The organism is Amycolatopsis sp. A133 (assembly GCF_031082405.1).
Lineage (GTDB): Bacteria > Actinomycetota > Actinomycetes > Mycobacteriales > Pseudonocardiaceae > Amycolatopsis.
On sequence record NZ_JAVHJU010000007.1, the window covers coordinates 161,899 to 173,679 of the forward strand.

An 11,781-nucleotide genomic window follows, 5' to 3' on the forward strand; every position below is an offset into this window, starting at 1 on the left:
GCGTCAGCGCAGTTCGTCGAGGACGCGCACCAGCTGGTTGATCTCGAAGACGTTGGAGTAGTGGGCGAGCCCGATCCGCACGGCGCCGCCCACTTCTCCGACGCCGAGTGACGCGAAGACGCCGCTGGTGCCGTCGTCGGCAAAGGCGCACAAGCCCTGCTTCGCCAGGTATTCGGCGACTTCGGGCGCCTTCTTGCCGGCGACGGCGAAGGCCAGCGCGGGGATCCGGCGCATGGCGTTGCCGATGACCATGATGTGCCGCAGTGACAGCAGTTCCGTCGACAGCTGCGCGAGCAGCCCGGCGTGGTAGGACTTCGCGGACCCGAGCGAGGTGACCAGGCGTTCGCGCCGCGATCCCGCAGCGGCGTCGTCGAGACCCGCGAGATAGTCGATCGACGCGATCAGCCCGGCCAGCAGCGGGTAGGCGTGCGGGCCGAGCTCCAGGCGGGCGGCGCCGCGGGCCATCGGGTCGAGCGAAGCCGGCGGGATCCGCTCGATCAGCTCGGGGTCGCGGAAGACGAGGGCACCCACCGACGGGCCACCCCAGGCCTGCGCGGACACGACCATGACGTCGGCGCCGAGCGCGTTGATGTCCAGCGGCAGGAACGGCGCGGCGTAGGTGGCGTCGACAACGACGAGCGCGCCGACCCTTTTGGCGAACTCGATGATCGTCGGCACGTCCGGCCGGGTCCCGACGGAACCGGACGCGAGCGTGACGGCGACGGCCTTCGTGCGCGCCGACACGAGCTGCTCGTACTGCCACGCGGGCAGCTCGCAGGTCTCGATGTCGATTTCGCCCCACCGCACAACGGCACCGACGCGCTTGGCGGCACGCTGCCAGGGCGCCAGGTTCGCCTGTTCGTCGAGCCTCGAGACGACGAGCTCGTCGCCGATGGTCCAGCGCTCGGCGAGCGCGTCGACGAGCCGGCGCAGCATCACCGGCGCGCTCGGCCCGAGCACGACGGCAGCCGGATCGGCACCGACCAGGTCCGCCACGGCCCGGCGGGCCGCGGTCACGATGCTTTCCGCGCGCTGTGAGGCCGGAAACGCTCCGCCCGGCCCGGACACCGGGGCGCGCATCGCCGTGGAAACGGCCGAAGCGACCTGTTCCGGGACCAGCATTCCGGCGGCGCCGTCGAAGTGAATCCAGCCGTCACCCAGCGCGGGAAAGAGCCCACGGATACGAGCGACGTCGAACGCCATGGGGACACCGTACGGACGTGCGGTTTCGCCGTGCGTCCGGGGTTGGGTGGAGAGCCACCGGGACCGCTACGCTCGGAGACGGGCACCCCCTGGGTGTCGCGGAGCGTGTTGAACGCAAGCCAGGATGGAGCACATGACCGAGCCGAACTTCACAGCGGGTGACCCGGGCCAGGAATCTTCACCCCAGGTGGTGGTGGTCGGACCGGACGGCACACCGGTGGGCGCGGCCCAGCTGCCTTCGGAGGAGCACCCCGAATCGGTCGGCGACCTCGTCGAAGAGCCGGCGAAGGTGATGCGGATCGGCACGATGATCAAGCAGCTCCTGGAGGAGGTCCGCGCGGCCCCGCTGGACGACGCGTCCCGCACGCGGGTGCGCGAAATCCACCAGACGTCGATCCGCGAGCTGGAGAAGGCGCTGGCCCCGGAGCTGCAGGACGAGCTGGAGCGGCTGGTCCGGCCGTTCACGGAGAACTCGACACCTTCGGACGCCGAGCTGCGGATCGCCCAGGCGCAGCTGGTGGGCTGGCTGGAGGGGCTGTTCAGCGGAATCCAGACGGCGCTGTTCGCCCAGCAGATGGCGGCCCGGGTCCAGCTCGAGCAGATGCGGCGCGGGCTGCCGGCGGGGCCTTCGAGCGCGATGGGGCACGGGCATGAGCAGGGCCCGGGGATTTCGGGGACCGGCCAGTATCTTTGACGGCTTTCTGCGGGGTTGTCCACAGACCGAGGGGGATGTGGACAACTGCTGTGGATAAGTCGCTTTGGCGGGGTTTGGTCGGGGGGCGGCGGTAGACTGGACGTGGGACGCCCCCCAGGGAAGGGCGGGGGATGTTTCCTCCCGCCCCCTCCCCCTCAGCGCAGCAGGCGGAAGAACTCCCGGATGTCGCCGATCAGGGCGTCCGGTTCCTCCAACCCCGGGAAGTGGCCGCCGCGGGGAAACTCCGTCCAATGGACGATCTTGTCCGTTCGCTCGGCCAGCGCCCGGATCGGCAGCCCGATGTCGTCCGGGAAGACCGCGACCCCCGTCGGGACCTTGTTCGCCGGCGCCGGAGCTCCCCAACCGCCCGTCGCAGCCGCGTACAGCCTGGCTGAAGAATTGGCCGTCTCCGTGAACCAGTAGATCGACACGTCGGCCAAGAGGTCGTCGCGGTCGATCAGGTCTTCCGCTGCGTTCGAGAACGAGCGGAACTTCTCCGCGATCCACGCCAGCTGGCCGACCGGGGAGTCGTGGAGCCCGTACGCCAGCGTCTGCGGCTTCGTCGCCTGCAGCAGCGCATACGCAGTGCCCTCGCGAGAGAACTTCGTCCCCTTCGCCAGTGAACGCTTCCCCTTCTCCAGCTCGAGACCCGCCAGCCCCTCGAGGTCAGCTTCGCTGCGAACGACCGCCGAAGCCAGCATCGTTACGTGAATGGCCCGCAGCCGTTCCGGGAACTGGGTGGCCAGCTCGCGGGAGATCGTTGCTCCCCAGTCACTTCCATGGGCGCCGAAACGGGCGTAGCCGAGGCGGGTCATCAATTCCGCGAAGGCCCGGGCGATCCGGTCCGGTCCCCAATCCGGCGCCGGCGTCGGGCCCGAGAAGCCGTAGCCCGGGATCGACGGCACCACCACTGTCAGCGCGTCCGCCGGGTCGCCGCCGTACGCGCGGGGGTCCGTCAGCGGCCCGATGACGTCCAGGAACTCGACGATCGAGCCCGGCCAGCCGTGCGTCAGCAGCACCGGTGGGGCCGCGGGCTCCGGTGAGACCACCTGCAGGAAGTGCACCCTCGTCCCGTCGATCGTGGTCGTGAACTGCGGGAAGCCGTTGATGCGCTCCTCCTGCGCCCGCCAGTCGAAGCCCGTGCGCCAGTACTCGGCCAGCTCACGCACGTAATCGACCGGCGCCCCCAGGCGCCAGCCAGTGTCGGCGGGCTGGTCGGGCCAGCGGGTGTTCGCCAGCCTCATCCGAAGGTCGTCGAGGGCGGCCTGCGGGACGTCGATGCGGAACGGCGTGATCTCGGAAGTCATAGCGCAACCGTAGGAACGATTGCGGACAGCACCGCTCCTCGATCAGCGCCGGGGGCACACGGTCAGCTCGCCCGCCGGCAGGGCGCGGTCGCAGTCGAACCGGCTGCGCAGCCCGGCCGCGACGTCGGGCGGCAGGCGGTCCAGCGCCAGCCAGGACGGCTGCACCACCAGGTACCCGGCGTCCGGCCGCTCGAGGCAGCCCAGGTTCTCCCGGTAGCTCTCCAGCGCACGCACCGCCGGGATGTACGTGCCGCGCTGCACGAACACCGGGGCCGGGTAGCGGCAGCTCGCCGGGTTGCCGAAGAAGTACGCCATGTCTCCGAACGCCAGGTAGACCACCGGGGTGTCCGGGCCGATCTGCGCCCGGACCGGGGCGAACAGGCGCTCGTCGAGCCGGGCCGCCGCGACCCGTTCGGTGTTCGTGTAGTCCGCGTGGATCGCGTCGAACGAGTACGGCGCGCTCGGCCACACCGGCACCACGAACACCGCCGACGCGCCGAGCAACGCCGCCGCCGGCCACGTCCGGCCGCGGTCTCTGAGCGCGACCAAAACCCCGCCGACGACCAGCACCGCCAGCGCCGCGTAGACGGGCGTGCCGTGCGCCAGGCGCCACTCCGTTGTCGCCGCCGAGACGATCGGGATCCCGACGCCGAGCGCGAGTGCCGGCAGGACCAGCGCCCGGGGTGGGCCGCCGTGCTCGGTGGACCAGCGCGCCCACGCGAGTCCCGCCACCGCGGCGGCGAACGGCACCAGCGCCGCGAGGTGGTACTGGAACCACTGCCCCTGCAGCACCACGGCCGCGAGCACGACGAAGACCGCGGCCGCGGGCAGGAGGAGCCACGCCAGACGCGCTCGCCGTCCGGCCGCCAGCCGCGCCAGCACGACGACGCTCACCGGGAGCAGAGCCACCACCGGGACGGCCAGCGCCTCGTTCAGCACGGTCCCGGCGAGCGCCCGCGCGTCGCTCACCGCGAAGCCCCGGCTGAGCGGGCTCGCCCCGTTGAGCGTGGACAGCTCGCGGAACCACCGCCACTCCCGCGGCTCGATCAGGATCGTCAGCCCGAACAGGCCGAGGCCGATCGGCGCGCCGAGCACGCCGGTGAGCAGCGCGCGGCGCCGGTCGAGCACCGCGACGACGCCGAGCGCGACCACCGCGGTGGGGGCCGTCGTGTACTTGACCAGCACGGTCAGGGCCAGCAGCGCCCCGCCGAGCAGGGCGGCGGGCACCGGCCGCCGGATCCGGAGCGCCGCGCCGACGCCGCCGGCCGCGAACACCACCGCCAGCCACTCCGGCTGCAGGAAGTCCCAGTTCGGGGCCAGCGCCAGCGCGATACCCGTCGCCGCGGCGACGGCCGTCGCCTCCGGGGCGGGGCGGTAGCGCAACAGGCCCGCGCGCAGCAGGAGCGCCACCAGCAGGACGGCGACGAGCGCCAGCACCCGCACGACGGCTTCCCGGCCCGGGACGGGCAGCGAACTTCCGGCGTCGGCGAGGGCCAGCACCAGCCGGTAGGCCATCGGCCGGTGCACGAAGACTTCGGACGGCGACAGCCCCGCGCGCCCGGCCGTCTGGAGCGTGCCCAGGACGAACCGGACGTCGTGGTTCAAACCCGTCCAGGCGATCGTCAGCGCGAGCGGGACGAGGAGCAGCAGCCACGCCGGACGGGCCCGCCGGGCCACGGCGGGCGTCGCGGCATCAACACGGCTCAGCCGGTCACCTCACGCCGGGCCGCGAGCTCCTCTTCCAGGCGGGCCAAGCGCTCTTCGTACTTGGAGATCGCGGCGAGCCGCGCCCGGATGCGGGCGTGCTCGGCGCGCACCTCGCCGGCCTCGTCCGGCGCGTACTCGAGCCGGTCCGCCGGCTTGGCCACCGCGCCGGGGCGTTCGAAGGCGGCGACGCGCGTTTCCAGCGCGGCGAGGTGCGGCGCGAGGCGGCGCTGCTCGTCGTAGAGCCACTTCACGTGGCCGTCGAGCTCCTGGGTGACCCGGTCGACGTCCCGGCGCAGCGCGGCGACGTCCGCGTGCACCGCGTCGAGCTCGGGCCGGATCCGGTCGAGGGCGATGTTTTCGATCCGCGGCCGCAGCTTCGCGACCACCGGCCGCCCGGCCACGCGGGCGAGCTCTTTCGCCCGCGAAACCACCCCGTGATTGTCACTCACTGTATGATCTCGATTCTTCCGGAGTCACGCCAAGTGCTCAGCAGCTTCGATTCCGCGTGCAGGCGGTGTTCCGCCGTCACGCCGACCTTGTCGCCCCAGGCGTGCTCGAAGTCGGTCTGGTCCGGCCGCTCGATGATCGACACGCCGGTGAGGCGCACCAGCGCGTCGGGGAAGAGCTGCCGGCACAAGTACGTCACCAGCGTGCCGGTCGTGGCCCAGACGTGTTCGTCCCTCGACAGCCCGAGCAGCTCCGACAGCGGCAGCACGAACTCCCGGTTCGAAATCGGCACGAACCCCAGGTCCGCGGGCCACCAGTCGGGCAGCGTCTCGGGCTCCCAGAACAGCCGGCCCGGCTCGGCGAGCAGGTAGAGGCGCGAGGTGTAGTCGGCGAACGTGTACGGCGAGACGACGACCCCGCGGTGGATCACCACGACGTCGGTGCGGCGGCCGTAGGTCGGCTCGGCGGCCGGCTCGTCCAGCGCGAACGTCGTCATGCGGAAGACGAGGTCGCTGCCGTCGATCAGCGCGGCGCGCGCGGCGTCGGGCGCCATCGGCGCGTTCCCCACCACCGCGATCGTCTCGACGCGCTGGCCGCGGGCGTAGGCGAGCAGGAGTTCGCGGAGCATGCGGCCGATATCACCCTCGTCGAGCTGCTCGGACGATTCGCCCGCGAATTGAGTCCGATTCATCGCTCCCCCATGGCATCGGTGACCGGGGCCGCCGTCAGGGGGCAGCCGAGCAGACGGACAATAGCCGACAGACCACCGTCGTTTCCCGGAAGGGGTCCTCTGTGACCGCGCTGGCCATCGTCCCGGCGAGGGGCGGCTCCGTCGGGCTGCCGGGCAAGAACCTGGCGCCCTTCCGGGGCCGTCCGCTGGTCGCGCACACCGTGCACACCGCCGTCGCGGCCGGGATCGCCGACGTCGTCGTCACCACCGACGACGCCGAGATCGCCGCCGCGGCCGAGGCGGAGGGGGCCCGGACCGTCCGGCGGCCCGCCCACCTCGCGGACGCGACGAGCCGGACCCTGCCCGCGGTCACGCACGCGATCGACACGCTCGGCGTCGCCGATTCGACGCTCGTCCTGCTGCTCCAGCCCACGTCGCCGCTGCGGACGGCCGAGGACATCGCCGAGTGCCTCGACATCCACGCGGACCGGCCCAGCGGCTCGGTCGTGCAGATGTGCCGGACGGCCGAGCACCACCCGCTGAAGGTGTGCCTGGAGACGCCGGACGGCGGGATCGCCCCGGTCCGGGACTGGGCCGACCTCGAAGCCCCGCGGCAGACGCTGCCGGTCGTGCTGCGGCCCACCGGCGGGATCTACCTCGTCCGCGCCGGCGACCTCCGCCGGCACGAACGGTTCTTCATCCCCGAGGTGCGGCCCCAGTTCGTGCCGGTCGAGCGCGCGATCGACGTCGATTCCGCCGCCGACCTGGTCCTGGCCGAGCAGCACGCCGCCGGCTAGCGGTCCACGAAGGCCTTGTACAGCGAAGGCCGCCAGATCTCCTCGCCCTCGAGCAGGTCGATGATCCGGCGGTGCGCGCCCGGCTCGCCGAACTCGGTGTGCGGCTCGCAGCGGCCCATGGCGCGGGCCTTGCCGATGCCGGCCGTGACGGCTTCGGCCGTGGGGTCGACCGACAGCACGCTCGGGGCCATCGTCCGGTTGCGCTGCCGGGTGCCGACGGTGACCGACGGCGTCCCCAGCACGGGCGCCTCCCGCACGCCGGCGCTCGAGTTGCCCAGCACGACGGCCGCGTTTTTCATCAAGGTGACGAAGTACTCGAACCGCATCGACGGCAGGCGGACGAACCGGGGCCCCTCGAGCCGGTCGAGTTCGCTCCTGATCTCGCGGCAGCCTTCGTCGTTGTTCGGGTCGATGACGACCCAGTTGCCTTCGGTGAGCACGGCGTCGACCACGGCCGCCGCGTTCCGCCGGTTCTGGTCGCGCTCGGTCGTCACCGGGTGCAGGGCGAGCAGGCCGTAGTCGGTGAACGGGATCTCGTAGTGGCGCCGGACCTCGTCGAGGTCGGGCAGCCGCGCCGACGTCAGGACGTCGACCTCCGGACTGCCGACGACGAAGATCCGGTCCTCCTCCTCGCCGAGCTGCAGCAGCCGGCGCCGCGCCTGCTCGTTGGCGACCAGGTGGACGTGGGCGTGCTTCGACAGCGAGTGCCGGATGACGTCGTCGATCGTGCCGCTGACCTCGCCGCCCTCGATGTGCACGACCCGCACGTTCGCCAGCGACCCGACGATCGCGCCGGCGAGGGCCTCGACCCGGTCGCCGTGCACGACGATCGCGGCCGGCTGCTCCTCGTGCACCAGCCGGGCCAGCGCCTGGACGGTGTTGGCCAGCACGAGCGCCATCGGCTCGTCCTCGATCTGGTTCGGGATCAGGTGCAGCCGTTCCAGCCCGGCCAGCTCGATCTCGCGGACCGTGTAGCCGTAGCTGCGCAGCATGTGCATGCCGGTGACCACGATGCGGGCGGACAGCACCGGGCTCTTCTGCACGGCGAGCATGACGTCCCGCAGCTTGCCGAAGTCGGCGCGGGTCCCGGTGAGGAACAGGACCTCACGCCGCCCGGTCTCAGCCAAGGTCCGCCCAGCTCACCTGCGTGTTCGCGGGCAGCGCCCGCACGGTGGTCCGGCCGAGCAGGCCGTCGAAGTCCTTGGCCTTGATCTCGCCGGTGCCCGGGCGCTTCACCCAGATGTTGTCCGTGGTCAGCGACTCACCCTCGGCGACGTCCTTCGTGGTGACCACGCAGGCGTAGGCGAAGTCGATCGTCGGCTGTTCCTCGGCCAGGATCTGCTTCGAGCCGCCGCGGGACGCGTGGATCAGGCGCGAGCCCTCGACGAGCTGCTTGAACTCCGCGGGCGTCGACGAAACGGGGATGTCCGGGCCGGGCCAGCTCATGTCGGACGTGAAGTGCCGTTCGAGCACGGACGCGCCGAGCGCGACCGCGCCCAGGCACGGGTAGATCGTGGTCGTGTGGTCGGAAAGCCCGAGTTCGGCGTCCGGGAAGGCGGCGTGCAGCTCGGCGAGCGCACCGAGGCGCACCTGCTCCGGCGGCGTCGGGTACAGCGACGTGCAGTGCAGCAGCGCGAACCCGACCCCCGCCGCACGCAGGATCTCCACCGCCGGGGTGATGGACGCGATGTCGTTCATCCCGGTGGACAGGATCACCGGCTTGCCGAAGGACGCCACGTGCCGGATCAGCGGGTAGTTGTTGCACTCCCCCGAGCCGATCTTGAAACCCTCGACGCCGAGCTCGGCCAGCCGGTCCGCGGCCGCGCGGGAGAACGGCGTCGACAGGAAGACGAGCCCGCGCTCCTCGGCGTGCGCCTTGATCTCGCGCTCGTCCTCGGCGGTGAGCGCGACGCGGTTCATCATGTCCCAGATCGGCTCGTCGGCGTTGCCGGGCACGACGTCGTTCGGGATCATCTCGTCGTCGACGACGTGGGTCTGGATCTTGACGACCTGAACGCCGGCGTCCGCGGCGTCGTCGACCATCTTGTGCGCCTTTTTGGGGTCGCCTTCGTGGTTGATCCCGATCTCGGCGATCACGAGAGGGGGGTGGTCGGCACCGACCGGGTGCTCGCCGAGCATGAACATGGAAACCTCCGGGTCGCTGCGGGGCTGCGGTCCGTCCCCGACCCTATCCCGTGGCCCGTCCGGGCCGGTCCCGCCCGACGCCAGTGCCCATCAAGGCCGCCGCACATCCTCTCGGTACCCTCGTCCACGTGCATGCCACCAGCACGGTTCAGGCCGCGGACTCACCTGTAGCGACGCCGGCGCCGCCGACGTCGGACAGCAAGACGTTCTCGCGCGCCTTCGCCGACATCAAGGCCGGTTTCCGCGCCCGCGAGCTGTGGGGTCACCTCGGCTGGCAGGACATCAAGCAGCGCTACCGCCGCTCGGTGATCGGGCCCTTCTGGATCACGATCAGCCAGGCCGTCATCGCGCTCGGGCTCGGACTGCTGTACTCGCAGCTGTTCAACTCGCCGATCCAGGTGTTCCTGCCCTACCTTTCCACCGGGTTCATCCTGTGGGGCTTCATCAGCGGCTGCCTGGCCGAGGGCATGGAGACGTTCATCTCCAACGAGGGGCTGATCAAGCAGCTCCCGGCGCCGCTGAGCGTGTACATGCTGCGCACGGTGTGGCGGCAGACGCTGCTGCTGGCGCACAACATGATCGTCTACGTCGTCGTGCTGGTGATCTTCTTCGGCGCTCTCGACAACCCCTACTCGCTGGGCTCGAAAGACGGTCTCTGCACCGGCGACCTGTTCTGCCACCCCGGCCTCAGCTGGAAGATCCTGCTGGCCATCCCCGGCTTCCTGCTGCTCGCGCTCAACGCGGGCTGGGTGACGCTGCTGCTGGGCATCATCTCGACCCGGTTCCGCGACATCCCGCAGGTCATCAACTCGCTGATCCAGCTGCTGTTCTACGGCACGCCGATCGTGTGGCCGGTCGACCAGCTGCTCGGCGGCGGGGCGCGCGAGGGCATCTCCTGGGTGCTGCCGATCATCCAGCTGAACCCGCTGTACCACTTCATGCAGGTGGTCCGGGCGCCCTTGCTCGGGCAGTCGTTCACCCTGGGCAACTGGATCGTGGTCGTCTCCATCACCATCGTCGGCTGGGCGCTCGCGCTCGTCGCGATGCGCAATTACCGTGCTCGCGTCTCCTACTGGGTGTGACAAATGGTCAGCATTGACGTCCAGAACGCCTTCGTCGACTTCCCCATCTTCGACGCGAAGACCCGGTCGATGAAGAAGAAGGTCCTCGGCAAGGTCGGCGGCAAGATCGGCACCGAGACCAAGGTGCCGATCATCGAGGCCCTGCACGACGTGACCCTGAACCTCCGCGAGGGCGACCGGGTCGGCCTGGTCGGGCACAACGGCGCCGGCAAATCCACGCTGCTGCGGCTGCTGGCGGGCATCTACGAGCCGACCCGGGGTTCGTCGCGGATCCAGGGCAAGATCGCGCCGGTCTTCGACCTCGGGGTCGGCATGGACCCGGAGATCTCCGGCGAGGAGAACATCATCATCCGCGGCCTCTTCCTCGGCATGACGGCCAAGGAGATGGAGAAGCGGGTCGACGACATCGCGGAGTTCACCGAGCTCGGCGACTACCTGCAGATGCCGCTGCGGACGTACTCGACCGGTATGCGCGTGCGGCTGGCTCTTGGTGTCGTCACCTCGATCGACCCCGAGATCCTCATCCTCGACGAGGGCATCGGCGCGGTCGACGCGGCGTTCCTCAACAAGGCGCGCGACCGGCTCAAGGACCTGGTGAAGCGCTCCGGCATCCTGGTGTTCGCCAGCCACTCGGACGAGTTCCTGTTCGAGCTGTGCGACTCCGCCCTGTGGATGGACGAAGGCCACATCAAGCAACGCGGTTCGCTGCGGGACGTCCTCACGTCGTACAAGGGGCGCGACCCCTTCGAAAACATGAGCCAGGAAACCCTGGACCGCTTCGGCATCGAGCCGGTGGCGACGACGAACGGCGGGGAATGATGGCGAGCGAGACCCGGCAGCTGCCCGACGGCGCGGTCGTCGGCGTGGTCGTCACGCGGCACCGGCGGGAGCTGCTCGCGGACTCGCTGAAGGTCATCGCGGCCCAGACCCGGCCGGTCGACCACCTGGTGGTCGTGGACAACGGACCGGACGACTCCGCACGCGAAGTCGTCGCGAACTACCCGCTGCCGTACACGTACCTGCCGTCGCACCGGAACCTCGGCGGCGCCGGCGGGTTCGCGCTGGGCATGCTGCACGCGCTGTCGCTGGGCGCGGACTGGGTCTGGCTGGCCGACGACGACGGGCGTCCGGCCGACGAGAACGTGCTGGCGATCCTGCTGGAGGAAGCGGAAAAGCGGGACCTGGCGGAGATTTCGCCGGTGGTGTCGAACATCGACGCGCCGGACAAGCTGGCGTTCCCGCTGCGCCGCGGCCTGACCTGGAAGCGTTCGCAGTCCGAGCTGGGCGTGGACTTCCTGCCCGGCATCGCGTCCCTGATGAACGGCGCGCTCTTCCGGGCGTCCACTTTGGACGTCGTCGGGGTGCCGGACCTGCGCCTGTTCTTCCGCGGCGACGAGGTCGAGCTGCACCGCCGGCTGGTCCGCTCGGGTCTGCCGTTCGGCACGTCGCTGAAAACGAAGTACCTGCACCCGGACGGCTCGGACGAGTTCAAGCCGATGCTGGGCGGCAAGTTCCACGCGCAGGACCCGGAAAACGAGGTCAAGCGCTACTACACCTACCGCAACCGCGGATACCTGTTGTCCCAGCCGGGGATGCGCAAGATCGGCGCGCTCGAGATCGTCCGCTTCGGACTGTACTTCGTGGGCGTGAAGCGGGACCCGAAGGCGTTCCTGCAGTGGCTGAAGCTGGTGCGGCAGGGCCGCGCGGAGAAGTTCTACCGGTACTGACG

General features: G+C 70.7%; 12 protein-coding genes. 5 read left to right on the forward strand and 7 right to left on the reverse strand.

What is annotated here, in order from left to right:
• Window positions 1-3: 3 nt before the first annotated feature.
• Window positions 4-1,203, reverse strand: a complete 1,200-nt coding sequence (locus tag Q5425_RS08940; RefSeq protein WP_308671646.1) for a cysteine desulfurase-like protein — start codon at window positions 1,201-1,203, stop codon at window positions 4-6.
• A gap of 124 nt (window positions 1,204-1,327) precedes the next feature.
• Between Q5425_RS08940 and Q5425_RS08945 the strand changes: the two genes are divergently transcribed.
• Window positions 1,328-1,897, forward strand: a complete 570-nt coding sequence (locus tag Q5425_RS08945; protein WP_308671647.1) for a bacterial proteasome activator family protein — start codon at window positions 1,328-1,330, stop codon at window positions 1,895-1,897.
• 155 nt (window positions 1,898-2,052) lie between these two features.
• On the opposite strand, the gene Q5425_RS08950 is transcribed toward Q5425_RS08945, so the two are convergent.
• From Q5425_RS08950 to Q5425_RS08965, 4 genes are read right to left on the reverse strand one after another with little or no spacing between them, the layout of a single operon-like run.
• The gene (locus Q5425_RS08950; RefSeq protein ID WP_308671648.1) at window positions 2,053-3,204 is read right to left on the reverse strand and encodes an epoxide hydrolase; all 1,152 of its coding nucleotides are present in this window, start codon (window positions 3,202-3,204) and stop codon (window positions 2,053-2,055) included.
• 42 nt (window positions 3,205-3,246) lie between these two features.
• Window positions 3,247-4,881, reverse strand: a complete 1,635-nt coding sequence (locus Q5425_RS08955) for a hypothetical protein (RefSeq protein ID WP_308671649.1) — start codon at window positions 4,879-4,881, stop codon at window positions 3,247-3,249.
• A gap of 26 nt (window positions 4,882-4,907) precedes the next feature.
• Window positions 4,908-5,342, reverse strand: a complete 435-nt coding sequence (locus tag Q5425_RS08960) for a hypothetical protein (RefSeq protein WP_308671650.1) — start codon at window positions 5,340-5,342, stop codon at window positions 4,908-4,910.
• Window positions 5,343-5,356: 14 nt separating this feature from the next.
• Window positions 5,357-6,049: a hypothetical protein gene (locus tag Q5425_RS08965; RefSeq protein WP_308671651.1), complete on the reverse strand. Its 693-nt coding sequence runs from the start codon at window positions 6,047-6,049 to the stop codon at window positions 5,357-5,359.
• A 101-nt stretch (window positions 6,050-6,150) separates the two neighbouring features.
• Here Q5425_RS08965 and Q5425_RS08970 point away from each other — a divergent pair, with 101 nt between their 5' ends.
• Window positions 6,151-6,825 (forward strand): acylneuraminate cytidylyltransferase family protein, encoded by a 675-nt coding sequence (locus Q5425_RS08970; RefSeq protein WP_308671652.1) that lies wholly within the window; start codon window positions 6,151-6,153, stop codon window positions 6,823-6,825.
• Here the strand turns inward: Q5425_RS08970 and neuC are convergent.
• Together neuC and Q5425_RS08980 are read right to left on the reverse strand one after the other, a co-directional pair.
• A complete protein-coding gene (gene neuC, locus Q5425_RS08975; protein WP_308671653.1) occupies window positions 6,822-7,952 on the reverse strand; it encodes a UDP-N-acetylglucosamine 2-epimerase in 1,131 nt (376 codons plus the stop codon). The genes Q5425_RS08970 and neuC overlap by 4 nt on opposite strands.
• Window positions 7,945-8,970, reverse strand: a complete 1,026-nt coding sequence (locus Q5425_RS08980) for an N-acetylneuraminate synthase family protein (protein WP_308671654.1) — start codon at window positions 8,968-8,970, stop codon at window positions 7,945-7,947. Before Q5425_RS08980 ends, neuC begins: the two co-directional genes overlap by 8 nt.
• A gap of 128 nt (window positions 8,971-9,098) precedes the next feature.
• Between Q5425_RS08980 and Q5425_RS08985 the strand changes: the two genes are divergently transcribed.
• Genes Q5425_RS08985 through Q5425_RS08995 form a run of 3 tightly spaced genes read left to right on the forward strand, consistent with a single transcriptional unit; the run spans window position 9,099 to window position 11,779 of the window.
• On the forward strand, window positions 9,099-10,052 hold the full coding sequence (locus Q5425_RS08985) for an ABC transporter permease (protein WP_308671655.1): 954 nt from the start codon (window positions 9,099-9,101) through the stop codon (window positions 10,050-10,052).
• A gap of 3 nt (window positions 10,053-10,055) precedes the next feature.
• Entirely contained in the window at window positions 10,056-10,871 is an 816-nt protein-coding gene (locus Q5425_RS08990; RefSeq protein ID WP_308671656.1) for an ABC transporter ATP-binding protein, read from the forward strand.
• Complete coding sequence (locus Q5425_RS08995) at window positions 10,871-11,779, forward strand: glycosyltransferase family 2 protein (protein WP_308671657.1); 909 nt, start codon at window positions 10,871-10,873, stop codon at window positions 11,777-11,779. The genes Q5425_RS08990 and Q5425_RS08995 overlap by 1 nt, the downstream gene beginning before the upstream one ends.
• Window positions 11,780-11,781: the final 2 nt, after the last annotated feature.

What these genes read in the sequence shown, in the direction of transcription:
- Q5425_RS08940 (WP_308671646.1), bottom strand. Translation starts at nt 1,203, where the DNA reads ATGGCGTTCGACGTCGCTCGTATCCGTGGGCTCTTTCCCGCGCTGGGT.
- Q5425_RS08945 (WP_308671647.1), top strand. Translation starts at nt 1,328, where the DNA reads ATGGAGCACATGACCGAGCCGAACTTCACAGCGGGTGACCCGGGCCAG.
- Q5425_RS08950 (WP_308671648.1), bottom strand. Translation starts at nt 3,204, where the DNA reads ATGACTTCCGAGATCACGCCGTTCCGCATCGACGTCCCGCAGGCCGCC.
- Q5425_RS08965 (WP_308671651.1), bottom strand. Translation starts at nt 6,049, where the DNA reads ATGAATCGGACTCAATTCGCGGGCGAATCGTCCGAGCAGCTCGACGAG.
- Q5425_RS08980 (WP_308671654.1), bottom strand. Translation starts at nt 8,970, where the DNA reads ATGTTCATGCTCGGCGAGCACCCGGTCGGTGCCGACCACCCCCCTCTC.
- Q5425_RS08990 (WP_308671656.1), top strand. Translation starts at nt 10,056, where the DNA reads ATGGTCAGCATTGACGTCCAGAACGCCTTCGTCGACTTCCCCATCTTC.
- Q5425_RS08995 (WP_308671657.1), top strand. Translation starts at nt 10,871, where the DNA reads ATGGCGAGCGAGACCCGGCAGCTGCCCGACGGCGCGGTCGTCGGCGTG.